The following is a 25,010-nucleotide window of genomic DNA, read 5'->3' on the forward strand; positions in this document are numbered from 1 at the left end:
CATTAACGATGGTATAAAAATCATAAGCTTTAAAATGAGGATTAAAGAAAGCAAAAAGAAAGGTTCGTCCGAACCTTGGGGAAGTTGCTCAAATTTTGAAGATATGATTTATGTGTATCTAAAAGTCCACGCCTGAAGACAATATAACGTTGGAATATGGAGTAGCTTCTCCCGTTCTAATATACGCTTTCGAACTCACAGCAGCGATTTTCTTAAACTCCGAATGTTCAACGTAATCAACTGCCGCGTCCGAAAAAAGCTTTAATATAGCATTGTGCATTTCCGGGTTTTTATCCACGATTTCTTTCGCTAAAATTATTTTCTCTATAATAAGTTCCTCTCGCAACGCTTTGAGAACATCGATCAACCTGGGAAAACCTTTGATAATCGACAAATCTACGACTTTAGCGCCGTCAGGTATTGGGAAACCACAGTCACAAACTGTTATTCTGTCCATATGCCCCATTTCCGCAGCTATTCTGGCAATCTCCCTGTTTATAATTCCGCTGCGCTTCATATCTTCACCCCGCGTTCATCAAGAAAGAACTTGACCTCTTCAAGTGTTGGGCAAGACGGTTGCGCCCCCATACGTGTAACTGAAATTGCAGCAGCGGCACTGGCAAATTTAACCGCATCGATCATGTCAAGCCCATTTTCGATAGCTACCGCGAGAGCCCCGTTGAATGTATCGCCAGCAGCGGTTGTATCTACTGCATCAACCTTGAAAGCACCAAGAGAGAATTCACCAAGTTCTCCAGAAAAGATAGTTCCTTTCTCACCAAGTTTCAACAGTACATTTTTACAGCCAAGTTTCTTCAGTTCCTTAATCAACATTTCCGGCGGCAAATCACCTACCAGTGAAACTGCTTCCGATTCGTTTGGGGTGATTATGTCAACGTACTGAAAGATCTCCTTCGTTATATCTTTCGAAGGTGCTGGATCGAAAATAACGAGTTTTCCCGCTTCGTGAAATAAACGAGCAGCATGAAGAGTTGCAGAAAATGGAATCTCATTCTGCAACAAAAGCACGTCCGCTTTCAAAAGTTCATCTCTTGCGGACTCCACAACACTTTCAGTAAGATAAGCGTTTGCGCCGGGATAGATTACTATCCGGTTGTTACCCGAAGCTTCAACTTCAATTATCGCCATGCCATTGGGAGAATCAACTTTTTTAATCCCTTTCTCTAAGCCAGCTTTTTTCAGGCTTTCAACGGCAAACTGCGCATTTCCATCATTGCCTACACATGTCAGGAAATAAACCTCTGCTCCTAACTTTTTAGCAGCTACTGCTTGATTGGCTCCTTTTCCACCAGGAAAGTAATTTAGTGTTGTGCACTTTTGAGTTTCACCAGCGCGCGTGAAATGGTCAACCGTGAGAACTACATCAACATTGTTGCTTCCGACTACTGCTATCATACGAATCCCTCCACAAAAAACGGAGGGGGGACATTCCCCCTCCTTTTCCATTATTCATTCACAACAAGTTTTAGATCAACAGGGATATAAATAGAGCCCGTTGTGAGGTACTCGAACGCCTTGAGAACTGCAAGCTCTCCCATCTTGTAAGGTTGCTGGGCAATGGTCGCAGCCATTTCGCCTTTTTTGACTGCTTCAACAGCATCATCGATGGCATCAAAACCAACTACATAGATTTTTCCAAGCAGTCCGGCTGCTTTGATCGCCTCAATCGCTCCAAGTGCCATTTCATCGTTCTGGGCAAAAACGGCGTCAATATCTGGATGTGCCTGAAGAATGTTTTCCATAACTATTAACCCTTCCGCTCTGTTGAAGTTAGCGGTCTGTTTTGCTACCAGCTTTATCCCGGGGTATTTTGCTATAGCTTCTTCAAAACCTTTTCCGCGATCTCTCGCAGCGGAAGTTCCAACTATACCTTCCAGTTCAACGACCTTACCTTTTCCACCAAGAAGTTTCGCCACAAATTCACCGGCCATCCTTCCACCGGCAACGTTATCAGAAGCGATGTGGCAAACAACCTTTCCACCATTGGAAGCTCTGTCAACTGTTATCACAGGAATGCCGGCATCGTTTGCTTCCTCAACTGCCGTTACGATTGCATCACTGTCAGTTGGGTTGATGATTATCAGATCTAGACGTTGTTGAATGAAGTCTTCGATATCGCTGAGCTGTTTCGCCGGGTTGTCCTGAGCATCTGCAACGATAACTTCTACCCCCAATTTACCTGCCATGTCCAGCGCACCGTCTCTCAACGTAACAAAGAACGGGTTGTTGAGTGTCGAAAGAGACAGACCTATTCTGTAAGTTGCTCCCAATGCGAAGACTGACACCAAAAGCAATAAACTGAATAACACCAGTACCTTTTTCATACTTAACCCTCCCCTATCAGAATAGGGGCATATAGCCCCTTTTATTTCTGACCCGCACGTTCAGCCATAACGGCGAGCAGTATTACTGCACCTTTTACAGCTTGCTGGTAGAATGGTGAAACATTCACCAGGTTCATTCCGTTGTTTATAATCCCCATTACCAGAGCCCCAAATAGTGTTCCAATTATCGAACCCTTACCACCTGAAAGGCTTGTTCCTCCCAAAACGACCGCCGCTATCGCATCGAGTTCGTACCCCATTCCGAATATCGGTTGAGCACTATTCAACCTTGCTGTTAAAATCAGTGCACTCAATGCTGAAAGAAGACCGCTAATCATATAAATAATTACCTTGTAACGGTCAACCTTGACGCCGCTCAGCCTTGTGGCTTCTTCATTCCCACCTATTGAATACGTATATAACCCGAGTTTTGTATTTGTCAAAATGTAGAATCCCGCGACGAAAACCCCTGCCATTATATAAATTGGAATCGGTACTTGGAGCCATTCACCTCTACCAAATTCTCTGAAAGCAGCGGGTAACCCGGTTATTGGTCTACCCTGCGTGTAAACCTGTGTGAAACTTCTCGCAATTGCCATTGTGGAAAGTGTTACAATGAAAGGCTGAAGCTTCATTCGTGCGATTATAAAACCGTTGAATGTTCCCATAGCGGCTCCGACACCGAGGGCGGCAAGCACACCCCAAAGTATTGATCCGCCCTTCAAAATCGAAGCTCCCACAACTGCCGAAAGGGCAAAAACAGAGCCTACCGAAAGGTCTATCCCACCAGACAATATCACGAAGGTCATACCAAAAGCCATGATTGCATTTATGGAAATCTGCCTGAGAACATTCAGAAAGTTTGACAGCGTCAGGAATCGGTCAGACAAAATGCTGAATAAAATCACGATTCCTAGAAAACCTACTATTATGGGGAATTTTCTGAAAAAGTCAATGATTTTCTTCAACATTCTCTTCAGCCTCCCATAGCAGCAGCTATAATTTTTTCCTGACTCATTTCTGAACGTTCAAAAACTTCCCTTTGCTTTCCCCGGTGCATAACAAGCACCCTATCACTCATTCCCATAACTTCTGGAAGTTCTGAGGAAATCATTATAATACCAACCCCCTGGTTTGCCAGTTCATTCATGAGCTTATAAACCTCGACTTTGGCTCCAACATCTATTCCTCTAGTGGGTTCAACAAAAATGGCCAATTTTGGTTTCCTTAAAAGTCCTTTTGCGAGAACAACCTTTTGCTGGTTACCACCCGAAAGATTCGATACTCTTTGCTTAATAGAAGGCGTCTTCACTTCAAGTCGATTTACCATATCATTCGTGATCCTCTTACCCTCTTTCCAATTCAAATGCCCTAACTTGGAGATAAACTTTGTATTCTGGAGGACAACATTCTCCAGTATATTCAGGACGAGCACCAAACCCTGACTTTTTCTATCTTCCGGTACGAGGATCACTCCTTTTTCGAGAGCGATATCCGGTCTGCTTGGAATCGGATAATCTTTTCCAAGAAGTTTACATTCTTTCGCAGTTGCCTTTAAGCCCCCATAGATCCCCATTGCGATCCCGCTTTTACCGCTCCCGACAAGCCCGGCGATCCCGAATATTTCACCTTTCCTGACATTGAAACTCACATTATGTACATAACCCGGTACATTGAGCTCCCGAACCTCAAAAATGATTTCATCAGAAACTTTGTTTTCTTTGGGGAACATATTTTCAATCTTTCGTCCTACGACATCCGTAATGAGACGTTCTCTGGTGTAATTGGAGATTTCGTCGGAAGAGATCCTCTGACCATCTCTTAAAACAGTAACCGTATCAGCAATTTCAAACACTTCTTCCAATCTATGGGATATAAAAATTATCGAAACGCCTCTCTTTTTAAGATTCCTCACATGATCAAAGAGCATTTTTGTTTCATGGTCAGTAAGCGTTGCCGTGGGTTCATCCATAACTATGATACGTGCGTTGGTTGCGAGGGCTTTTGCGATTTCAACTAACTGTTTTTCCGAAACATTTAGGTCTTTAACAAATTCCGTTGCGGATATAGAAAAACCAAGCTTTTTTAGTAACTCGGAAGCCCGTCTGCAAATATTTTTCTTCCGTAAATTGAACCAGCTTCCTCCTTCATTCCCAAGATATATATTTTCCGCAACCGTAAGATCCTCAACGAGATTCAATTCCTGATAGATCACCGAAATTCCCGCCCTGATAGCCTGAATTGGGCTGGTAAAATTGATAGGCTTTCCATCAAGAATTATTTCCCCTTCATCTGGAGTGTGCACTCCACTTAAAATCTTTATTAAGGTAGATTTCCCCGCTCCATTTTCACCAACAAGAGCGTGTATTTCCCCATGTTTTAACCGGAAATCTACCTTATTTAGAGCAAGTACACCAGGGAAACGCTTTGTAATTCCTTTCATTATCAGGATGGGCTCATTTTCTTTCACGGGTACTCCCCCTAATCTCAAGGGTTGTTTCCAAAAGAACTACATCATTCTTAATCTCCTCGTTGATCGCGCTGATTAATAATTCAGCCCCGACACGCCCCATTAAATAAGCGTCCTGCCTGACTGTTGTCAAAGGCGGCCGACTCATCCTTGAAAACAGTATGTCATCAAATCCCGTAACAGAAACGTCTTGCGGTATCCGAAATCCCCGCCTTTCAAGTTCAACCATTGCCCCAAAAGCTATCATGTCATTTCCGCAGACAACAGCATCTGGAATATGTTTTAGCTTTTTAACCATTTCAACGCCGCTTTCATAAGTGTACTCTCCAAAAACAATTTCAAAATTGAGGTCGTTTCTGCCTTCAACAGTATCTTTAAACGCTTTGAGCCTTTCTTTGGCTGAATGAATGATTGGATCACCACTTAAAAAGACGAAGGAACGATGCCCGGTCTCTATAAGGTAATTCATTAATTTCTTGATACCGCCATAGTTATCAGAAGCAACGCATGAAATAGTTGGACGATTTACAATGTTATCCATCAAAATAGTTGGGATCTTTTTGGAGATCGCAGAATCTATCAGTGGATTGTTCTCTTCAAGGGTTATTGCGATTAACCCATCTATCTTCCTTGAATAGAATGTGGCAAGAAGCTCGTTTTCTTTTTCTCTGTCCCCAGAAGAACTGCAGAGTAAAATAATATACCCGAGAGACTTCAAAAAATCTTCTGCCCCTTTCACCATAGAGGAAAAGAAAGGATTAACAATATCCGGAATCAAAAACCCTATTGTTTTTGTTTGGCCTTTTCTAAGGCTTTGAGCAACTCTATTGGGATGATATCCGAGCTCTCTGGCGGATGTTAGAACTTTTTCTACCAACTCTTCGCTAACAAAGGAAGTTTTGTTGAAAACCCTTGAAACGGTGGCTATCGATACTCCTGCATGCTTTGCAACATCCCTGATACTCACATGTTTTGACTTCATTTTCCCCTCCTGAAAACGTTTACGTAAACGTTTACATGAAGTATTTAAGCATACCCATGGATTCAAAACCAACTTTGTTCATCTTCATTAGTAGCTAATTTTTTCTATCCTGGGAGATTTATCCTTAATTAAATGAACCATCCTCATTATCTCAAATTAAAAGAAGAGTACCATTGTTGACTGTATTCACAAGTTGCTGTGCTATATTTATATTGATAATAACAATGTTTTAATCGTCTGCTGATATGTATCGGTTTTACACTTTCTAAAAACTATTATTTGTTAACCTGAAATACACATGTTGAATGTTGAAACTATAAGAATATCTCTCAATTCTAAGGAAGTTCTAAGCTCTTTATAAAGCTGTTCTAAGTTTTAATCTGTAATCTATAAGTGTAGCAAGGAATTACAAACTTTAACCCAGGGAGGTTGATAGTATGAAAAAAAGTATTCTAGTTTTGTCACTTGTGATAATGGTTGTAGGAGTAAGTTTTGCAGGAATTACTCTTAATGCTTCTGAAGTAGACAGTGTTTTATTCATGGTTGAAGAAGAGAAATTAGCTAGAGACGTTTATCTAACGCTCTACGACAAATGGGGTCTTATAACCTTTTCCAACATTGCCAGAAGCGAACAACGCCACGTAGATGCTGTCAAATACATCATTGAAAAATACGGTCTCGAAGATCCAACTATTGACGAGATAGGCGTCTTCAAAAATGAAGAACTGCAGGCACTTTACACCCAACTGGTAGAAACAGGAAGCAAATCACTCGTAGATGCAATAAAAATTGGACTTCTCATCGAGGAACTGGATATAAAAGACTTGAAGGAAAGAATCGAAGCCACAGACAATGGAGATATAATCACTGTGTTTAACCTTCTCATGGATGGATCAGAAAATCATTTCAGAGCTTTCTACTCACTGTTGCAGAGATTCTCAACTGAAGATTACACGCCTCAGTACATAACGATTGAAGAAATGCAGGAAATCCTCTCCGGCACAAATGAAAGAGGAGGAATGGGGCATCGCCCGTTCTGAGAGCAGGTAAATAAAAAACGGGAACGCTAAAGGCGTTCCCGTTTTTTCATTTTACTCTACCTTTAGACTTCTTAACCCTAAAATTAAAAGCGGTATTGAAAACAAAACGTACGTTACAAGAATACCCGGATTTTCCATTCTTTGAACATAAAAATACATCACGACACCAAGAAAAACGAAGAAAAAGATTCCAGGCCAACGCCACTTTCTTGATAACTCAGTAAACAGAAGAATCAACAAACCCGGAATCGATTCCATCAGGGTTTCGAACGAAAAACCATGCGAAATCAAAGCAAAGAGTACGAGTATAAGTCCCATTATCCTTCCTACATACGTTATTACCCCTTCTCGCGAAAACGTCAGGGAAGCAAACAATGCGGCTTTGGTTACCAGCGGGACAATCACAAAAATTATTAACAAATCCCAGCTCAGATCTATTTTCATCGTAAACAACAGCATCGCAAGGAGTACCGTTATTATAAGCGTTATTGTAGAAGACAAACCATCGTTGGCAAGTTCCCGCTCATCGAGATCTTTAAGAACACCAAAGAATCTCAGAATGGGACGGATAAAAATTCCAACCCCCAGGAAAACGAACCACGGATTCACTTCCAGCGCCAACCAGAGCATCAAAACAAGCACCCCAATATTGAAGAGAAGCATATAAACCTTTGTTCTCATATCCAATCACCTTCCTCCAATTCAAATAACTCCTCAACGGAACAGCCAAGAACCTTCGCTATCTTCAGAGCCAGTTTAACCGAAGGATTAAACTTTCCTTTTTCGATATAAATGATCGTCTGTCTGGTTACCCCTACCCTTCTGGCCAGTTCCTCTTGAGTTATTTCCCCTTTTGTAATCCTGACTTTCTTGATATAATTCACCATAATATCCCTCCCGTATCATCGTACATTTTTCTTTACTTTAAGTCAAGTATTGTTGACATTATAAATGGAGTCAAAAAGCAAAAAATTGTTCAAAAAGAGGTTCAAGTTTTACAATAGGGTCAAGAGCATACCGCATAATAACCACAAGCAAAACCACGTTGTACGCAAAGGCCATACTTAAAAAATGGGGGCGAGCTAATGCTGTTTATCGATGACTTCAGCGAAGAAGCTGTAAAACTGGTAGAAAATCCTGTCTTTTCAGGTTTGACCACGAACCCAACGATTTTGAAAAGGGATAGACCGAATCTTACCATGCTGGGAGCCGTGGTTTTACTGGAAAAAATCCCGGGAACAATGCACTTCGTTCAGGGAAGCGTAAAAAACACTGAATGGATACAGTTTTTAGCAGGACTGATCGAAACCGGAAAGATTTCCGCTTCCAAGTTTGTAATTAAACTTCCATGGGAGCCGAGTATCGCAGCACCTATCTCCAAACAGTTGAAGAAGATGGGATTGAAAACCTGTGCCACTGCCGTTTACTCTCTCAGACAGTACTACACAGCTTTAGCCACTGGTGTGGATTATGTCGCGGTTTATTTTGACAGGATGAAACGCTCCGGAATAGATCCTGTAAAACGGATTCAGGAAATGTTGAAAATAGGTGCTAACACCAATAGTTCTCCAAAGATTCTCGCAGCGAGTATCAAGGAACTTCAAAGTGCTTATGAACTCATCACTATCGGGGTCGATTCACTCACCTTACCATTGAATCTTGCTAAAGAATTCGTCAAAGGTGATTTCCCGATGAACGATCTTGAGATCTTTGAAAATGAATTCAGGATGTGAGGTTGGGTTATGGCGAAACCTGTATTATGCGCTGGAGAAGTTTTGCTTGACTTCTTATCCAAGAACCCCGGAGCCGGTCTTGATGAAACCACACTCTTTGAAAAAAGGCCGGGAGGTTCTCCCTTCAATATCGCGGTGGGATTGCGAAGGCTCGGGGTACCCGTGGCATTTCTTGGAAAGGTGGGAACAGACGAATTCGGAGACGCTCTTTTCTCATACCTTGCTTCTGAGGGAATCGATACCCGTTTCGTTGTCAGAAGCCCCGGTACAAAAACCTCTCTTGCCTTCGCTGCAATAGACAAGCACGGAAAACCTGTATTCAGATTTTACCGTGACAACGCCGCGGATGTGAGCTTAAAAATAACGGAAATTCCGGATATCAACCCGCAAGATTTCTCTCTGTACCACTGCGGGTCAATATCCTTACTGGAGGAACCTTCAGCGAGTACTTACCTCGAAATCTTCAGGCGATTCGTAAAATCCGGCATAAAAACATCTTTTGATCCAAATATAAGAAGAAGCCTTATAAAGAACGAAAAGAACTACCGAATGTTATTGAATGAAATTATTTCCAATGCCGATATTATCAAATTGAGCGATGAGGATCTGGAATACATAACAGGCGAAAAGAACCCGGAAAAAGCTGTCAATAAACTTCTTACAAAAAGCAATGCCATTATATTCGTAACCCTCGGAAGTAAGGGTTCGTTGGTTTGCAAGGACAAAGAGATTTCCCATGTTCCCGGTTATAACGTCAAGGTTTTAGAAACAACAGGATGCGGGGATTCATTCATGGCAGCTGTTTTATCCCATATATACAAACTAAACAGTGAAGAATTTGTGCGGTTATCTATCATGGAGCTTGAAAAAATAGCAAAGTTTGCCAATGCCGAAGCTGCCATAGTAGCTACCAGATATGGCGCCGCAAATTCAATGCCGTATAAACAAGAGGTCGAAACATTCTTTTTGAAAGACCTATAAGCTTTTAAAGATCAGGGACCAGGATAAGGAAGAACAAAAAACACCATTACGGCAAAGAATGTTATATTGCCCAGAAGTACCATAATATGCCAGATTTCGTGATTCCCAAAATAAGGTGGTTTTGGATTAGGCTTCCCGGCGAAAAATATCCCTGCGCCAACCGTGTAGAATAATCCCCCAAGGATCATAAGGATAATACTCAAAAGTCCCAAACGCACATAAACACTGTAAACCAAAACTATCGATAACCAGCCCATAGCAATGTATCCGACTGTGGAAATACTTTTTGGTATCTTGTTGAAAAACACAGACTTGATAACGATGTTGAGTATCGCCAGTCCCCATATGATCCCAAAAACCGTCCAACCAAGTACACCACCAACCACGGCAAGACAGAAAGGTGTGTACGTCCCAGCTATAAGCAAATATATTGCGCTGTGATCAAGAATCCCGAAAACCCTGTGATATTTATTAAAAAGCAGGAAGAAATGCAAAAGACTGCTGGCAAGCATTGACAAAAACACCGTAAAGCCATAAATACTGAAGCTTATCAGATGAACCCATTTGTGCTGAAGAGCTGAAAAAACAATAAGAACCACCAATCCAGCAATAGAAAGAACAGCACCAACAAGGTGCGTAATGGAATTCACGTATTCATTAGACTCTTCCGAAGAAATCATTTTATCCATCTTGCTTTTATCTTTTAAACTCAAATCAGTTAACTCCTTTCATAGATTCGCACATGGCTGCGCTCATCATCGTTGTGAGTTGTCGGTTGTAGGTTATGCGCGACAATCGAGATCCGAGAGTCTTTCCTACTTAAAAGTATACCAGACACGATATTCCAAGCATTTCAAGAGTAAGGTCGTCATCTTTATTGTTCAAACGCGTTTTCGTTGGAATTTATCACCAATTTCTTCGTTGCTCTAAAAATTTTAAAAGAAATAGAGCAAAATTCTAATTTCATTCTTGACATTTCTAATTATAAACGGTATATTGTTAATGTAAAAGATAAAGATTCTTATAAAAGGGCGACAAAAATAAAGACCTTTTGTCAGCCATCAAAAAAAGGGGGAAATGTTATGGAAAAAGTCGTTGGGGTATGCGGGTGCATTTGTAGTGATTGCAGGATTTACGGAAAGGACTGCAAAGGATGTCATGCTATAGCGGGGAAGCCGTGCTGGTTGCATGAAGTGGGGCTTGATGTTTGTGATTTTTATGAATGCTGTGTAATTGACAAAGGGCTAAAACATTGCGGGGAATGTATAGAAATTCCATGTGACAGGTTCTGGAAGAATAAAAATCCTGCATGGACAGAAGAACAACACAAAAGAATTGTAGAAGAAAGGGTCATTTTACTTAAAGGATTAGCTCAGAATGAAAATTGATCAAGGAAAGGGTTCTATGAAGAAGGATATTAGCAATTTAGGAATGAACCTATCAGCAAGACGATTGAATAGAATTTTATCAATATTGTTTTCAGAAATGAAGGATCTATCAGATGAAGATAGAGATTTACCAATTCGTTGGAATGTAATTCACATGTATACCAGCTCACAAATCGCAAAAATATTAGCACTTAAACGAGGGATAGATCCAGAATTAGCAGGAATAGCAGCAGCTCTTCACGATATTGGTGTAGTAAAGACAAAGCGACATAAAAATCATGCCGAAGCAGCAGAGAGATATGTATATGAAATTATTGAGAGCTATAATTCCAAACATAGAGGTGATTTGCCTCAAATTACTAAAGAAGAAGCAGAATTAATTGTAAATGCTATAGTTCAGCACAGCCAAAAAGAAATTATTTCAGATAATCCCTTCGTTGAAATCTTAAAGGATGTTGATTCATTAGACAGATACTTACATGGCGTAAAAACAGAAGGAACGCATCGTGAAAGATGCATAAAAGTATTGAAGGAACTTGGAATTGAAGAAAATCTCATCAATAGAACAAAAAAGGTGAGTTATTAAAATTGGCGTCCAACTTTACCTAATAAAACATTTCCAATATTTTGTTATAAAAAGTCTGCGATATATTTTGCACCAAAAATCATCCGGAACGTCAGGCATCCTTATTCAAAAAGTGCGATGAAATATAATCGGAGGTAACAACGATGGCAGAAGATCCCATCAAAAGCAACATCGTACATAGCCTTGAACCTGAAGTAACCTTCCTTTCCAAACCACCACAAATTGATGGTGTTCCGGATACAGAGCTTAAAAATCTTCCAGTTTATACATTCAATTTCGTTGAAAAAAGCAACGATCAGAACCCTCTGGCTGAGGCTAATTATTGTTTAGCCTACGGAGCCGAATTCTTCTATTTATACATTGAGGTTAAAGCCGACAGTTTCATATGCCGTGACAGGGGCTATCAGAACGGAGACGGATTTCATATGGTACTGTCAGTTCCTCGTCCTGGAAATGTACCTACCGATGAGTTTTTCGTGATGGCATTCTGTCCACAGAAAGAACCTAGCAGAGCCTGGCAAAAAAAGTTCATATGGTACCACAATATCGACCTCTCGTTTCAACCTTTGAAAAACACCCTTTTTGAGGTAAAAAAATTAGACGGTAAGGTAGGATACGAATTACTGTTGCCATGGAGAGAAGTCTATCCTTATCATCCGTGGCTATCAGAATCGATAGGTTTTAACCTGTGTTATGTTCAAGCAGTTGAAAAAGACGAAAAAAATTACTTTTTTGTTGTACAGGATGACCGCATTCAATCCGAGCAAAGTTGCCGCCTCTATACAAGATTAAGTTTTTCACCCCCTAGGTTAAGCAGCGGTACAAAGACTTATATGATTTTAGACCGTAATCATTGTAATGAAGGAGAAACCATCGAGGCAAGGATCGCTGGAATATCTGCCACACCTACTAAAGATACGATCATAGTCCAGATAAATAGTGATGAAGGTAATGTGGTAAGTCGCGATGTATTCAGCTTCGACATCGATGATGAGTTAACCAAGAAAAGTTTTGAGTTAAGAACGTCCCATTTAATCCCGGGAGAATATAAGGTCAAGTGGGCATCGCAGATCAGTAGCCTCTCTGGCAATATTAGTTTTACAGTATTACCGAAAGAAACTGTTACTGATATGAGCAAACAATTGGAAAGTATCAAAGATAGGATCAGTTCTGGAAGTTTGACAACCTTGCAGTTTAAACTCCAGGAGATTAAAACAACAATGAAGAAGCTTAAACCTTATGATACTGCTGAAAAACTGAGAACTTCCATTAGCAAATTCAAATCTGTGGTTGAGTGTGCTGCAAAAGGTGTAGATATCATCGCGACCAAAACGGGAATTCAGAGAAGAGCTTATCGCTCAAAAATTGATAACTCACTTCAACCGTACAGTATTAAAATTCCGAAAAATATGGAATCAAACAAAAAATATCCTCTTTTAGTTTTTCTCCACGGAAGCGGAATGGATGACAGACAGGTATTGACCGAAAGAGAGGTAGACCCACTAATAAATTTTATTGAACTCGCTCCCTTTGGTAGAGGAACCTCAAATGCGTTCAGTACTGATCATGCACAGGATGACATTCGTGAGGCAATAGACGACGTGATAGCACACTATCCCGTCGATACAGATAGAATCATTCTTGCAGGATTTTCGATGGGCGGCTATGGTGTTTATCGCACATTTTATGAGAACCCTAAGATATTCAGGGCACTCGCCGTTTTTTCAGGTCATCCCGATTTGGCAAATAAATGGGGGATTCCTGGTAAGCACCCAAATTTTTTAGACGAAAAATATTTGAACCCTTTCAAAGGGATCCAGATTTTTATTTTTCATGGAGAACAGGATAAAAATTGCCCGTTTGATTTGACGAAAAAATTGGTTGAAATGCTTAAGAAAGCGGGAGCACGGGTTGAAGTTTATATCGATAAAGAAAAAGGCCATGAAATGCCAGGCGAAAAAATATACCGTTCTTATTTACAATGGCTGAAAGAAGTGACAAAGTGAAGAAGAAGAACCACAAAAATGCCACTGGATTTATTTGAAAGAATGGTATATACCCTTGATAAGTACTGATAATGATTGCTAAAGAGTATAAAATGAGTTAGCATACATACAATTTACCAATAGAATTGGATACAGTTTACCTGGTCCATTTGCTGGATATTACGTGCTTAGCTCATATCAACGGAGGCATTTAAAATGCCAAAAAAAAAACGAAAGTTTTTGAGGTTGTACCATACAATCCAGAATGGAAAACAGAGTTTGAAAAGATCAAGACCATGATAACCAGTTACATAGGTGACTTGATTTTAACCGTTGAACACGTCGGGAGCACATCCGTTGAGGGATTATCTGCAAAACCGATTATAGATCTTGATGTTGTTATTGATAATTATGATGTACTACCCAGTATTATTGAGCGTTTAGAAAAAGCAGGCTATGAACATGAAGGTAACTTAGGGATTGAGGGACGTGAAGCGTTTGAAAGAACATGTGACAATGACCTTATGAAACATCATCTGTACGTATGTCCCAAAGATGGAAAGGGATACCTGGAACATGTTGCATTCAGGGATTACTTGCGAGAAAACGAAACCGCAAGAAAAGAGTATGAAACATTAAAGCTTAAATTAGCAGAGACTTACCGCCATGATGTCGATAGCTACTGCGAGAAAAAAACCGAGTTTATAAGAACTATATTAAACAAGACAATCTACCGTGATTAGTGCTATCATCTTATAACTTCATCATTTCCTGTCTAATTTCTTTAGGTACCTTTTCCAATGCGTATCTAAAGGTTGTACGAGAAAGCGACTTCACATTTTTTCGCAAGTAATCAAGTATTTCATCTGGATATGTTAGATAAGAATACTTAAGTAACCATCCCACTGCCTTCTGAATGTGATGGTGCGGATCGTCTTCCAAGTTCTCAACAACAATTAGAACCTTGTCTAAATCATATTCTACAACGAAACTGGATTTTACACCATTACGAATTAAAGAAACCGGCGCCGCTCTTCTAACATACGTTCTTTCCGATTCTGCCCACTTCAAAACATTCGAAAATAATTCAGAATACTTGTACACAAAAGGACTGAGAACCCTGTAACATAATTGGTCGCATGTACCCCAATGATGAATATACTTGAAAAGCCAACCTTCGATAACCGGAAAATGTTTTATATCAATTATAGTTGTTCTTTTTTTGATCCACAGCGTTGCAATAGAAAACAAATCCATATTATTAGCAGCAATCAACTGCTCACAAAATTTAAGAAGCTCCTCATCGGATTTCGGAGCTTCTTTATAATACTTGTTAGCTATTTTTGATATAACAACAGACCTCTGGGATGTTCCGATGTTTGAAGATTCTTCTTTTAAAGATTTCATTAGTCTTATTGTATCCACAAATTACCCTCCAAATATATCTTGACTGAAACGGAACTTCAGTATTTTCATCCCCATGTATCAAAAGGATAAGTGGGTAGTCTTTTGCTACATTATGCATCGGGCAATACTTAGGATTTATTAATCGTTATATACCTTCTCATTAGCTTGATAATGTGATATATCTCCTTGCAAAACAATTTTTCTACTATCTTCTTTAATCTCAACAATATTTAAACATGTAGGATACATGAAAGCGCCGCTCCAAAAGTCCATAAGATCTTTATTTTCAAAGTATGCAATAAGTGCTTTTAAAACAACCGCATGAGTAACAATTAAAATATTTTTCCCTTCGTATTTAGAGATTATTTTCTCTACTTCATTACTTACTCTATCTAAAACTTGTAAAAATGTTTCTCCGCCCACAGGCTTATACAAATGAGGAAAATTCCAAAAATTCCTATATTCATCTGGCCAATATTTTTTAATCTCTGCATGCAACTGACCTTCCCATTGTCCGAAGTGAATTTCTCTAAGATTATCATTAGGTACTATTTCTATATTTCTTTTTCCTCTAATAATTTCAGCTGTTCGAATTGCTCTTCCACTTGAACTAGAAATAATTACATCTATTTCAACATTCTTCAATCTTTCTCCAAGCCATTCTGCTTGTTTCTCACCTAATGTTGTAAGTTTTGAATCTTTTTGGCCTTGTATTCTGCCCTCCAGATTCCATTCTGTTTGACCATGCCGGGTTATATATAACTTTGTCATATTATCACCCTTTTTTCCTACCGCTGGCTTTTTATTCTGCCATTTTCTGTATTCTTATTTTGCCATATACACTTGTTTTCAGCCTTGACTTTTTTCTTTTCTTTGCTGCTATAAATAGCATATTAGACAACCATACTCTACAAACTACTATCCAAAAGGGGGCATTGTTCAAAAGCAAAGAAAAGGTACGAAGTACTGCAGAGTCGGGTAAAGCGGTGGCATCATTTTTACACCCTTATTATCCCAAAAACTCCAAGTATCGCTACGATTAAACCTATTACCCCAATAAATCCTAAGTATTTAAACTCTTCCTTGAGATATTTGAAATATGAGAAGAATGCAAAAAAGCAAAAATAGAATAACCACCAGGGATTATGCAAGCTAAACGCTTTAAAACCAAGAAATCCTAAGAATCCCAAAAGTCCGCTTGCCCAGTGTTCGTTACTTATTCTTCTTTTGGCCATATTCGCAAACATTACCTCCTTTTTTACATATTTTTTCGCGCTACCGCATAACCCGATTTTATCAGCCTCCGCAACCCTCTGTTTTTATACCCACTCCGAAGGAGTGCTTACCCTCAGCGCAGCTGGGCTCACCCACGTGCTGCGGCCCTCTCGGACTCTCGAATCTCGATTCTCGCCCTCTCGCTTTCTCGGTTCTCGATTGTCACGTACAACCTACAACGCACAACCAAAAACGATTCTATATTCTCGCCTTCTCGGTTCTCGAATCTCTTTTCTACACCCTATACCCGCTTTTTATATAATGATCTCCTCCACAGGTCTTCGAACACTTCGCTCGGAACGTTTCCTTGAATAACCTGCACGCAAAACCAACTGAACAGGTTTTGACAAACCCAGTGAACTCTCCAGCTCTTCCTTCCAGGGAGATTCTTCCATCAGTTGTGACATGGGGTGGATGGAAACCCCTAGTTCAGTACACTTCAGTGCCAATTTCTCGAAATTTCTACCAGCTTCTAGTGTAGAATGAACACTCAAATCCTCGCTCGTTATAACAATAAATCCCGAACAATTGTCCACCTGATTTCTGACATTCTCAATTCCTTTATTTCTGAAAGACCTGGAAAACGCGTTTTTTCTGCTCATGAAAGCATACCAGAAAAACTTTACCAACCCCGTCATTCCCAGCATTTCAGGGGTAAGACCATCGCTTTTTTCGGAAACTTCAGATCGAGAAAATCTCAACCATTCCGCCAGCTCTTTTTGCTTCTCATCATCGAATGTCTGTCTTTTGTTAGCTTCCACCAGATTGCTTGCAATCCATTCTCCCTCCTTGCTTTTCCGAGGAAAATAAACCAGACGATCTGGTAAAAGTTTCTCAAGTTCTTTCAAATGCAAACCTTGCAGCTCTTTTTTCTCGTACGGCCTTCTATCGGTAGCCCTTTTCTTTATCAATTCCAGTCGATCATCCCCTCGGGAAGCACATTTCACCAACTTTATCTTGAGGATTTCTATATCCTTTGGGCTATTCGCCAGAACCTCTGCATGGGATTCAAATCCAAACGCAAGAGCAGCTTGCTCTAAATTCTCCCAGAACGCACCTATCGAAAGTAAAAGCTCGCGATTCTCAGGATCAACTCTTGGAAGCCAGCGAGTTGGGTCAGATTGAACAATAAACTCCAAGTCCGAAAGGATCTTAATTTTCCATGGCTGGCTGTTATGCGAATTTGGTGCAAGAGAAGCATATTTAAGAATCTGAATTATGTGCTCTGCGACTTCCACTTTCCCTTCCACCTCCATAGTCACCAGGCAATCGCATATTCCCCCCTTACATAATTGAGTCAACAATTAGAAAAAACAGAACCTCGAAAAAAGCATGGAATCACTGAAGACTCCATGCTCACTAAAGATCATTTGTTATATCACCATCAACTCTACTCTGTCTAAAATTCAAAGTTAAAACCAATACTTATTGAATTTATTACTTTCACAGGATCTACAAAAATTACATCACTTCTGTAAGTCACAAATGGCTTAAAAGGAATATGGTTGTCGGGCTCCCACCCAAGATTTGAAGTCAATCCAACCACATTATCCGGGTCTTCACCATAATTAAAGTATCCAACAGTTCCTATCGACATGTTAAACCATCCAAATAACCTTTGCTCCAAAATAATTCCCGCTGTGAAAAACTCATCAAAACTCGTAATTTCTATTCCATACCTTTTAACACCATCATCTGCGGGGAACAAAATCCGAATTCCATAATGCGACGTGCTCTTTCCTTCTATATATCCAGATCCAAAATGGGGTCTTACAATCATTCTGGGATCAGATTGCGGATATTTTAGTACAGCATCTGCTTTATTTAAATTGCTTAAACTATACCCATGTTTACCTCTATAAAGTTCATCTTTAAGGCTGAGTACCACTGTTTGCGAATTTTTATACGACACGTATATTTCCTGATTACTAAGATCATAAACATTTGACCATATTGTAGTGTTTTGCGATGCTGCCCTCAGTAAATTTTGAACATCCTTTATAGTACGTATATTTCCAATATTTTCTTTTACTATATAAAATCTCTCAAATAACGCTTCACTTTTTACTCCAAGTTTAGGATGTGAGATAAAATGATTCGTCATGATCTGGGATTTAACTGGATCTTTTATAATTACTATTTCATTATCGACGTATTCAACAATAGCAGCGTTTCCATCTTTATCCACTATCATATAGTGGACAACTGGAAAGCCTAAAAAAGTACCGAAGGCAATGGAGTAATCAGAGAATACCTCCAACGCTTCGTCAACCGTCTGAGCACGTTCAAGAACAATTCTGACCATTTCCAGACTCTTCCTTATAGGCTTAAAAATTGAAAAAGGCGTTCGGGTATCAGGAACAGCGGCAATACCTATAAACAATCCTTTATCATTTATCCCCTCATAGGGCATATCTACTCCCATACGCTCCAGAATGGCTATACCATTATTCTCATCATTAGCTGGAACAAACCAGATTCTCCCACCACTTCCTGCGTCATCAAAATTTCTACCCACAAGAACATGTCCATTATCATCTACTACGTAAAAAATCGTGCATGCAAATACCTGCTGTGAAACTAAAAGAAGCACCGAGATTAGAAAAAAACTTAAAAATTTCACCATCATCTCCTCCTCTCTTTTTCGGTAAACAGATCATCTTTAAAAACAAATAAAGCAATGTTAGACAAAATAAATAAGCTGAGCATGCCGGGAATACTGAACTTTTTATTACTATTGACCATCACCTGTTTCCTCTCCTTTTTCTGTACCAGCGTTTATTTCTTCAAAAAGATTCTCATACCAGGTAGCGAGAAACGTAAAGAAATCTATACCAAACTTGAGTGTGTACATCTGATAGGTATCTGCGTGGTTTTTCATTTCTTTTTCAATCATTTGGAGTTTTGATAGGACTTCACGAATTTCTGAGATATGCCGGGACACCATTGCCAGAAGCCTGTCTTTAGGAAGGTGTCGGGCAAAAAAGAGTTTCGCAAGAAACTCATACTTAGTGTTTGCTGGTGCCGAAGGCTTTTCCAACCATTTTAAGAATTCTTTTCGTCCCTTATCTGTTAATGAATAAAATACCTTTACTTTTCTACCCTCTACAACTTCTTTAGATGTAACGAATCCTTTCTTCTCTAGCTTTTTCAACGTAGGGTAAATACTTCCATAGCTGGCATCATAAAAAAATGATGTACTAACGCTCATAACCTGTTTGATATCATATCCAGTCATAGCTCCCGAACTCAAAAAACCAAGAATAACCTCTTCCACTATTTCACCCCTTAAATACCATTTTCTTTAGCTTTAATCTCGTTTTAGTATCACTATGATATATATCAACATGATATACATTACCACATATTCCTCTCTTGTTTCAAGTTGCGTGCACTAAATTAACAAAAAATAAAAACACTCGATTAAACAAGATGATTCATTTCAATAATCTTCGATGATCGTCATTAATAATTCATAGTGCATTTGAAATCACCTTTCAAAGTGATCAGGTTACCATTCTTAGCTTTCTCACCCTATAAAAACTCTCAATATAGTACTCATTGTGTTAGGATTGTGTTATATGGAGTTGATCAAAAATGAGCAGATGGCTTGTAAAGCGTATTCTCAGAGCGTCCGGGATCCATTCTAGGTACAGAATACCCTGGAATTGGAAGGTTGGAACCCGCTTGTACAGCAAAGGAAGCTTCAAGAAAACCTACAGGCAGGAGGCCTTTAAAGTTCTCATACAGGAGGTTTACCGTAATTCAAAATTCTACCGTGAACATCTTGAAAAGTATAATCTCAAAAATGTAAGAACCCCTGCAGATCTCGGTGACTTTTTCACCTATCCTGCACAGCTGGAAAATCACCCTGAAGATTTTATCTGCCAGAAACCCGACATCTATTTCGAAACCTCCGGCAGTTCTGGAAGACCGAAGAAAATCGGATTAACCCGTGAAGATTTCCTTCTATTAGCCTTTACCACAGCCCACGGCCTGAAAAAAATGGGCGTGAAGAAGAATGACCTCTTTCTCAATGCTTACAGCTATGGAATCTGGGTTCCTGGCCTGATCCTTCAGAATGCACTTGAAATGCTTGGCGTTCCTGTTGTCCCTGTGGGCCATCAGAAACCCGAGGTTATATTCGAAAAAATCGTGGATTATAGACCAACGATTGTTGGAATACTGCCGTCTTCGCTGATCGTAATAACAAAACTCGCTGAAAGATATAAAAAAGAACTTCCGAAAATTCGGTGGTTTCAAACGGGAGCGCAACATATTCCTTCAAAAACAAAGGAATGGATTAAAACCGTGTGGGGTGCGAACGTTGTTAACGGCTACGGTGCGACAGAATTCGGCGGAACGTTTGCAATAGAATGCTATGAAGGAAAAGGTTACCACTTCAACGATCTTCTGTTCTGGGTTGAAATACTCAACCCGGATCAGGACGGATACGGGGAACTTGTTGTAACAACACTCGCCTTTCGATGTATGCCACTGATAAGATACAGAATAGGCGATATAACCAGATTCGTAAATGACCGTTGTGATTGTCCCTTTAGAACTGCAAAGATCGATTACATACTAGGTAGAAAAGATGACATGTTCAAAGCAGCAGGGAACAACCTCTATCCTGGATACTTCTCAAAAGCGGTGGTTGAGGGAGTATTTCTCGGTGTAGAGATCGACACAAAAGAAGAAATCGACCGCATAAAAATACGGGTCACAGAAGGTTCAAAAGTGGACTTAAAAAGGCTCGATACTTTCATCCTGGATACCATCGAAAAAGATGAACTTATAGTCGAAACAAAATTTGAATCACCGAATTCGCACACCGGGAGGAAGATACCTGAGGTAATTGATTTACGGTCATGGGATTGATGTTTGGAACCTCTGACGCGGTGAAGTGCGAAGCTACGCTCCGGACGTTTGCAGACACTGTCAGTTAGTGAAGCAACACGAACCGCAAGCAGTCGACAAGCGTCTCCAGCGGATAGAACCAAAGGCGAGTCTAGGATATGGAGAAAATGCGAGAGTCCGAGAACCGAGAATCCGAGAAATCAAGAACAGTAAATTCCGAATCAAGTTCAGGATGACGAATTAGGCTTGCAATACTGTAATAAAGCATGTTCTTTATTGTAGGGTTTGTTCTTTGTGGACACAAAAATGTACTCTTATATACTGTCAAATAAAGGGCACAGCCCTATAATAGCGACTCTCGGATCACGGTTATTGTTTTAAGTATCAATTTTTTCAACCACGAAGTGGTTCGAAACAACTCCGCAGGAGTTCGTGTCAATCCCAAAAGGATTCGTGTCCGCTGCGAAGCAGCCTTCTCGGCTCTCGGTTCTCGGATTCTCGAATCTCGATGCATATCTGTTATGATAAAATTCCTACCCAAAACATAAATTATTAAACCAGAGGGGATTGGGATGCTTATCGAGAAAATGGGGTTATCCCGCACTGCCCTTGCAGGAAAAGTGGCAGTTATTACAGGTGCAGGCCAGGGAATCGGTAAAGAATTAGCAAGAGCACTGGCATGGCTTGGTGCCAAGGTCATCATTGCCGAAATCAGGGATACAGGTGCTGAAGTTGAAACCTTAATACGTTCAGAAGGAGGCACGGCCATGTTTGTCCAAACCGACGTTAGTGACGAAAAAAGTATTCAGGCATTAGCCAAAAAGGCTTTTAATACCTTTGGCAAGGTAGATATTCTGGTGAACAACGCCATTATCTACCGCCCCGGTACCATCCTGGAGCTCCCAATAGAGGCCTGGGATCAGGTTTATGCCGTAAATCTGCGTGGCGCGGTGCTAGGCATTAAAGCGTTTTTGCCGGGAATGCTCGAGCGCAAGGAAGGCGTTATAGTAACAATTACATCGAGCGAAGGCATGCCGTATATGGCCTCCTATTTTGCATCAAAGGCTGCGTTACAGTCTCTTGGACTATCCCTTGCAGGTGAATTGAGCGAAGAATCAGGTGTATCAGCCTTTGTTTTTGCACCCGGGATGGTGGATACACCCGGAGGAAATCAGGCATTCCAGGCGCTGGCACCAAAATACGGTATGTCTTACCAGGAATTTATAAATATGAGTCCCAATCCCGGCTATAATGGTCTAATGCCGGCTGAAGACTGCGCCGCAGGCTTTGCATACGCCATTGTCCATGCCCGGGATTATCATGGTCAAATCGCTGATCCCTTCCAGATTCTCGCTAAAACAGGCCTTCTACAATTTTCATCGCAGCCAAAAACCGACAACACTGTCCCAGCCGAATCCTCCTTGGAAAAACCCGCAGGAAAGAAATCGGCGATTGAGCTTGCCAGAGAAGTAAAGAAAATCCTGGAAGCGGTTAATAAAGAAGCCAACGAACTCGATCTGTTCAGGAAAATGTGGGTTACCCGTGCATTCCGACAGAGAACTGGAATGAGCATCAAAGACTGGCTGGAAACAGTTACAGAATTGGTTGCTGAACTCGAGGCTGCAGAAACCGGAGACACCACAAAAATCGAAAACATTCGCGGCAAGTTACCCTGGTTAAAAAGTAACCTTGAGAGGCTTGCCGATTATTTCAAGAAGAATATGAAAGACGCAGAAGGATATTTCAAAGATCCAAAAGCTCTAGCTAAAGCTCTGGAGGTTTTAACCTACCGGGTAAATACTGTGCGATCGTTAATTTCGGCATTAGAGCAAAAAGTTAAACCGTAGACAAAGACGAATCTTTAATCTTTAGGATAACTTTTTTCGCTTCACAAAGCATCTATGCTTTCCAAACTCGCCTTTGTTCTTCGGGATCAGGCTTCTTCCACTTTTGATTTCATACATTTAATCGTTCTGACAACGGGAAGTTCCATTGCAAATTGGATTTTTAGAGAAATTTGTGATACTGCGAGGCAGCTCAACAAAAAGATTAGTTTTTATGGAACAACTATTGCCAGAGTCTCTAAGATCCTTGGTTTAGAAAGATTTTGCGAGCTTGGAAGGTAAACAAGCTCAGCTGAAGGTGTAAAAGATGGATTTAAAAAGTATTGGTGTATGTGTAGGATCAAGCAATATCTCATATTATGACGGAATTAAAGGAGAAAATGTTTCTCACCATGGCAATCCCATGGAGATTTTGAAGGAACTGATACCTCGTTTCTTGATAGATGGGAATGTCATTGTCACCGGTAGAAAAGCAAAAAAGATGGTGAAACTTTCCCAGATACCAGAGGTTGAAGCAACTGAAATTGCGTACAACACACTCCGGGATAAATACGGCGCTGTGGAGGGTATTGTTAGCGCCGGTGGAGAGAACTTCATACTCTACAAGCTCAACGAAAAGGGTTCGATAATCGGAATATATACTGGCAGTAAGTGTGCGTCTGGTACGGGTGAATTCTTTTTGCAACAGTTGAAGAGAATGGATGTATCCCTGGATTTTGCCAATTCCATCGAGATTGATGAATGCTACGAACTTTCATCCAGATGCACTGTTTTTTGCAAAAGTGATTGCACACATGCTCTCAACAAATGCGTGCCCAAAGAACTGATTTTGAACGGTCTTGGAAAGGTCATGGCAGAAAAAATAATGGAACTTGTTCATAAAAGTGGTGTGAAGAAAATCATGCTTGTTGGGGGAACTGCAAGAAACAAAGTAATGGTTAAGCATCTCCTAAAGCGAATCGATTTGGTAATCCCGGATGAAGCTCTCTTTTTCGAAGCCTTTGGTGCGCACGTGTGGGGAAAGAGAAACAGCGCATTTGCTTTCAAAGCTCAAGGCACGATATTCGTGGAAAGCCCGTCAAGCTTTTCCAGGCATGCACCTTTGAAGAAGTTCCTCAACATGGTGGAATTCAAAAAAATGAACTTTGAAAAAGCGCAAAATGGCAATGATTGCATCCTCGGTGTAGATGTAGGTTCAACAACCACCAAAGCTGTTCTGGTCAGATTGAGAGACAACGCAATACTCACCGGTTCATATTTAAGAACCTTGGGAGACCCAATAAGGGCGGTAAAAAATTGCTACAACGAACTGATAAAGCAACTGAAGGGAATCAATCTCAGAATCATCGGTGTAGGCATCACCGGTTCTGGGCGTAAGGTAGTGGGTTTGTATTCACAAACTAACGCGGTGTATAACGAAATAACAGCTCATGCCAGAGCTGCGGCTTACTTTGATTCTGAGGTGGACACGATATTCGAAATTGGAGGTCAGGACGCCAAATATACTTATCTTGTGAATCGTGTCCCGACAGATTACAGCATGAACAAAGCCTGCTCCGCCGGAACGGGATCATTTCTGGAAGAGGCCACCAAAGAATCGCTGGAGGTACATTACCTGGATATAGGAGATCTGGCACTTGAAAGTGAAAACCCTCCCAACTTCAGCGATCAATGCGCAGCTTTCATAAGTAGTGATGTTAAAACCGCCATTCACGAAGGTTTATCCAGGGAAGACATATGCGCCGGATTGGTCTATTCCATCTGTATGAACTACCTGAACAGGGTGAAAGGTAACAGACCGGTGGGAAAGAAGATCATCATGCAAGGGGGAGTGTGCTACAACCGTGCAGTACCTGCTGCAATGGCTGCATTGACTGGCAAAAGAATTGTGATACCACCCCATCCCGGACTGATGGGGGCATACGGCGTCGCATTGATAGTGAAAGAAAACATAAAGCAGGGATTTCTGAAACCATCGAATTTTGACCTCCGCGAACTTGCAAATAGAGAGGTGCAATACAAAGGAACCTTTATCTGTCCGGGAGGGAAAAAGAGCTATACTGCTCCCCTGAAGAATTGGACAGGTAAAAAGTAGAGAGATAAAATAAAGGCAA

Annotated in this window: 23 protein-coding genes and 2 pseudogenes; 10 read left to right on the forward strand and 15 right to left on the reverse strand. The window is 40.5% G+C overall.

Features of this window, described 5'->3' with window-relative positions; all coding sequences use genetic code 11:
• Positions 1-118 precede the first annotated feature (118 nt).
• From rbsD to KOLE_RS03085, 6 genes are read right to left on the reverse strand one after another with little or no spacing between them, the layout of a single operon-like run.
• Positions 119-517: a D-ribose pyranase gene (rbsD, locus tag KOLE_RS03060; RefSeq protein ID WP_012745100.1), complete on the reverse strand. Its 399-nt coding sequence runs from the start codon at positions 515-517 to the stop codon at positions 119-121.
• On the reverse strand, positions 514-1,416 hold the full coding sequence (gene rbsK / locus KOLE_RS03065; protein WP_012745101.1) for a ribokinase: 903 nt from the start codon (positions 1,414-1,416) through the stop codon (positions 514-516). The genes rbsD and rbsK overlap by 4 nt, the downstream gene beginning before the upstream one ends.
• Before the next feature lie 50 nt (positions 1,417-1,466).
• The gene (gene rbsB / locus KOLE_RS03070; protein ID WP_012745102.1) at positions 1,467-2,345 is read right to left on the reverse strand and encodes a ribose ABC transporter substrate-binding protein RbsB; all 879 of its coding nucleotides are present in this window, start codon (positions 2,343-2,345) and stop codon (positions 1,467-1,469) included.
• Positions 2,346-2,386: 41 nt separating this feature from the next.
• The gene (locus tag KOLE_RS03075) at positions 2,387-3,316 is read right to left on the reverse strand and encodes an ABC transporter permease (protein WP_012745103.1); all 930 of its coding nucleotides are present in this window, start codon (positions 3,314-3,316) and stop codon (positions 2,387-2,389) included.
• Positions 3,317-3,321: 5 nt separating this feature from the next.
• Positions 3,322-4,815, reverse strand: coding sequence for a sugar ABC transporter ATP-binding protein (locus tag KOLE_RS03080; protein WP_012745104.1), 1,494 nt, complete (start codon positions 4,813-4,815; stop codon positions 3,322-3,324).
• Positions 4,802-5,797, reverse strand: a complete 996-nt coding sequence (locus KOLE_RS03085; protein WP_012745105.1) for a LacI family DNA-binding transcriptional regulator — start codon at positions 5,795-5,797, stop codon at positions 4,802-4,804. Before KOLE_RS03085 ends, KOLE_RS03080 begins: the two co-directional genes overlap by 14 nt.
• A gap of 437 nt (positions 5,798-6,234) precedes the next feature.
• Between KOLE_RS03085 and KOLE_RS03090 the strand changes: the two genes are divergently transcribed.
• Positions 6,235-6,837: a DUF2202 domain-containing protein gene (locus tag KOLE_RS03090; RefSeq protein WP_012745106.1), complete on the forward strand. Its 603-nt coding sequence runs from the start codon at positions 6,235-6,237 to the stop codon at positions 6,835-6,837.
• A gap of 51 nt (positions 6,838-6,888) precedes the next feature.
• Here KOLE_RS03090 and KOLE_RS03095 read toward each other — a convergent pair whose 3' ends face one another.
• Positions 6,889-7,524, reverse strand: coding sequence for a hypothetical protein (locus KOLE_RS03095; protein WP_012745107.1), 636 nt, complete (start codon positions 7,522-7,524; stop codon positions 6,889-6,891).
• A complete protein-coding gene (locus KOLE_RS03100) occupies positions 7,515-7,724 on the reverse strand; it encodes a helix-turn-helix transcriptional regulator (RefSeq protein WP_012745108.1) in 210 nt (69 codons plus the stop codon). Before KOLE_RS03100 ends, KOLE_RS03095 begins: the two co-directional genes overlap by 10 nt.
• A 198-nt stretch (positions 7,725-7,922) precedes the next feature.
• Here KOLE_RS03100 and KOLE_RS03105 point away from each other — a divergent pair, with 198 nt between their 5' ends.
• Both KOLE_RS03105 and KOLE_RS03110 read left to right on the forward strand, forming a co-directional pair.
• The gene (locus tag KOLE_RS03105; RefSeq protein WP_012745109.1) at positions 7,923-8,570 is read left to right on the forward strand and encodes a transaldolase family protein; all 648 of its coding nucleotides are present in this window, start codon (positions 7,923-7,925) and stop codon (positions 8,568-8,570) included.
• Positions 8,571-8,579: 9 nt separating this feature from the next.
• Positions 8,580-9,551: a carbohydrate kinase family protein gene (locus KOLE_RS03110; protein ID WP_012745110.1), complete on the forward strand. Its 972-nt coding sequence runs from the start codon at positions 8,580-8,582 to the stop codon at positions 9,549-9,551.
• An 11-nt stretch (positions 9,552-9,562) separates the two neighbouring features.
• Here KOLE_RS03110 and trhA read toward each other — a convergent pair whose 3' ends face one another.
• Positions 9,563-10,264 (reverse strand): PAQR family membrane homeostasis protein TrhA, encoded by a 702-nt coding sequence (trhA, locus tag KOLE_RS03115; protein ID WP_012745111.1) that lies wholly within the window; start codon positions 10,262-10,264, stop codon positions 9,563-9,565.
• A gap of 183 nt (positions 10,265-10,447) precedes the next feature.
• On the opposite strand from trhA, the gene KOLE_RS11660 reads away from it, so the two are divergent.
• From KOLE_RS11660 to KOLE_RS03135, 4 genes and pseudogenes are all read left to right on the forward strand, one after another.
• Positions 10,448-10,939 carry a DUF3795 domain-containing protein gene (locus KOLE_RS11660; RefSeq protein ID WP_202795103.1) on the forward strand — a complete coding sequence of 164 codons (492 nt, stop codon included), beginning with the start codon at positions 10,448-10,450 and terminating at the stop codon, positions 10,937-10,939.
• Between the two features lie 16 nt (positions 10,940-10,955).
• Entirely contained in the window at positions 10,956-11,525 is a 570-nt protein-coding gene (locus KOLE_RS03125; RefSeq protein WP_202795104.1) for an HD domain-containing protein, read from the forward strand.
• A gap of 143 nt (positions 11,526-11,668) precedes the next feature.
• Complete coding sequence (locus KOLE_RS03130; protein ID WP_012745114.1) at positions 11,669-13,531, forward strand: prolyl oligopeptidase family serine peptidase; 1,863 nt, start codon at positions 11,669-11,671, stop codon at positions 13,529-13,531.
• Positions 13,532-13,734: 203 nt separating this feature from the next.
• Positions 13,735-14,253: pseudogene (locus KOLE_RS03135) on the forward strand (GrpB family protein); the annotation flags it as partial.
• A 10-nt stretch (positions 14,254-14,263) separates the two neighbouring features.
• On the opposite strand, the gene KOLE_RS03140 reads toward KOLE_RS03135, so the two are convergent.
• From KOLE_RS03140 to KOLE_RS03165, 6 genes are all read right to left on the reverse strand, one after another.
• On the reverse strand, positions 14,264-14,935 hold the full coding sequence (locus KOLE_RS03140) for a DNA alkylation repair protein (protein WP_012745116.1): 672 nt from the start codon (positions 14,933-14,935) through the stop codon (positions 14,264-14,266).
• A 120-nt stretch (positions 14,936-15,055) separates the two neighbouring features.
• Complete coding sequence (locus KOLE_RS03145) at positions 15,056-15,688, reverse strand: histidine phosphatase family protein (RefSeq protein ID WP_012745117.1); 633 nt, start codon at positions 15,686-15,688, stop codon at positions 15,056-15,058.
• Positions 15,689-15,915: 227 nt separating this feature from the next.
• Positions 15,916-16,152, reverse strand: coding sequence for a DUF3796 domain-containing protein (locus KOLE_RS03150; RefSeq protein WP_012745118.1), 237 nt, complete (start codon positions 16,150-16,152; stop codon positions 15,916-15,918).
• Positions 16,153-16,446: 294 nt separating this feature from the next.
• The gene (locus tag KOLE_RS03155; protein WP_012745119.1) at positions 16,447-17,430 is read right to left on the reverse strand and encodes an Acg family FMN-binding oxidoreductase; all 984 of its coding nucleotides are present in this window, start codon (positions 17,428-17,430) and stop codon (positions 16,447-16,449) included.
• A 161-nt stretch (positions 17,431-17,591) separates the two neighbouring features.
• The gene (locus tag KOLE_RS03160) at positions 17,592-18,821 is read right to left on the reverse strand and encodes a linear amide C-N hydrolase (RefSeq protein ID WP_083763180.1); all 1,230 of its coding nucleotides are present in this window, start codon (positions 18,819-18,821) and stop codon (positions 17,592-17,594) included.
• A 105-nt stretch (positions 18,822-18,926) separates the two neighbouring features.
• Complete coding sequence (locus tag KOLE_RS03165) at positions 18,927-19,469, reverse strand: PadR family transcriptional regulator (RefSeq protein ID WP_012745122.1); 543 nt, start codon at positions 19,467-19,469, stop codon at positions 18,927-18,929.
• Positions 19,470-19,789: 320 nt separating this feature from the next.
• Here KOLE_RS03165 and KOLE_RS03170 point away from each other — a divergent pair, with 320 nt between their 5' ends.
• From KOLE_RS03170 to KOLE_RS03180, 3 genes and pseudogenes are all read left to right on the forward strand, one after another.
• Positions 19,790-21,073, forward strand: coding sequence for a phenylacetate--CoA ligase family protein (locus KOLE_RS03170; RefSeq protein ID WP_012745123.1), 1,284 nt, complete (start codon positions 19,790-19,792; stop codon positions 21,071-21,073).
• 551 nt (positions 21,074-21,624) lie between these two features.
• On the forward strand, positions 21,625-22,899 hold the full coding sequence (locus KOLE_RS03175) for an SDR family NAD(P)-dependent oxidoreductase (RefSeq protein ID WP_012745124.1): 1,275 nt from the start codon (positions 21,625-21,627) through the stop codon (positions 22,897-22,899).
• Positions 22,900-23,203: 304 nt separating this feature from the next.
• Positions 23,204-24,949 (forward strand): annotated as a pseudogene (locus tag KOLE_RS03180) (acyl-CoA dehydratase activase); the annotation flags it as partial.
• Positions 24,950-25,010 lie beyond the last annotated feature (61 nt).

This window comes from Kosmotoga olearia TBF 19.5.1 (assembly GCF_000023325.1).
Taxonomy (GTDB): Bacteria; Thermotogota; Thermotogae; order Petrotogales; family Kosmotogaceae; genus Kosmotoga; species Kosmotoga olearia.

Coding starts and splice junctions, on each gene's coding strand:
- KOLE_RS03085 (WP_012745105.1), bottom strand. CDS start 5,797: ATGAAGTCAAAACATGTGAGTATCAGGGATGTTGCAAAGCATGCAGGA.
- KOLE_RS03145 (WP_012745117.1), bottom strand. CDS start 15,688: ATGACAAAGTTATATATAACCCGGCATGGTCAAACAGAATGGAATCTG.
- KOLE_RS03100 (WP_012745108.1), bottom strand. CDS start 7,724: ATGGTGAATTATATCAAGAAAGTCAGGATTACAAAAGGGGAAATAACT.
- KOLE_RS03160 (WP_083763180.1), bottom strand. CDS start 18,821: ATGATGGTGAAATTTTTAAGTTTTTTTCTAATCTCGGTGCTTCTTTTA.
- KOLE_RS03170 (WP_012745123.1), top strand. CDS start 19,790: ATGAGCAGATGGCTTGTAAAGCGTATTCTCAGAGCGTCCGGGATCCAT.
- rbsB (WP_012745102.1), bottom strand. CDS start 2,345: ATGAAAAAGGTACTGGTGTTATTCAGTTTATTGCTTTTGGTGTCAGTC.
- rbsD (WP_012745100.1), bottom strand. CDS start 517: ATGAAGCGCAGCGGAATTATAAACAGGGAGATTGCCAGAATAGCTGCG.
- rbsK (WP_012745101.1), bottom strand. CDS start 1,416: ATGATAGCAGTAGTCGGAAGCAACAATGTTGATGTAGTTCTCACGGTT.
- KOLE_RS03090 (WP_012745106.1), top strand. CDS start 6,235: ATGAAAAAAAGTATTCTAGTTTTGTCACTTGTGATAATGGTTGTAGGA.
- KOLE_RS03075 (WP_012745103.1), bottom strand. CDS start 3,316: ATGTTGAAGAAAATCATTGACTTTTTCAGAAAATTCCCCATAATAGTA.
- KOLE_RS03125 (WP_202795104.1), top strand. CDS start 10,956: ATGAAGAAGGATATTAGCAATTTAGGAATGAACCTATCAGCAAGACGA.
- KOLE_RS03130 (WP_012745114.1), top strand. CDS start 11,669: ATGGCAGAAGATCCCATCAAAAGCAACATCGTACATAGCCTTGAACCT.
- KOLE_RS03110 (WP_012745110.1), top strand. CDS start 8,580: ATGGCGAAACCTGTATTATGCGCTGGAGAAGTTTTGCTTGACTTCTTA.
- KOLE_RS03105 (WP_012745109.1), top strand. CDS start 7,923: ATGCTGTTTATCGATGACTTCAGCGAAGAAGCTGTAAAACTGGTAGAA.
- KOLE_RS03150 (WP_012745118.1), bottom strand. CDS start 16,152: ATGGCCAAAAGAAGAATAAGTAACGAACACTGGGCAAGCGGACTTTTG.
- KOLE_RS03175 (WP_012745124.1), top strand. CDS start 21,625: ATGCTTATCGAGAAAATGGGGTTATCCCGCACTGCCCTTGCAGGAAAA.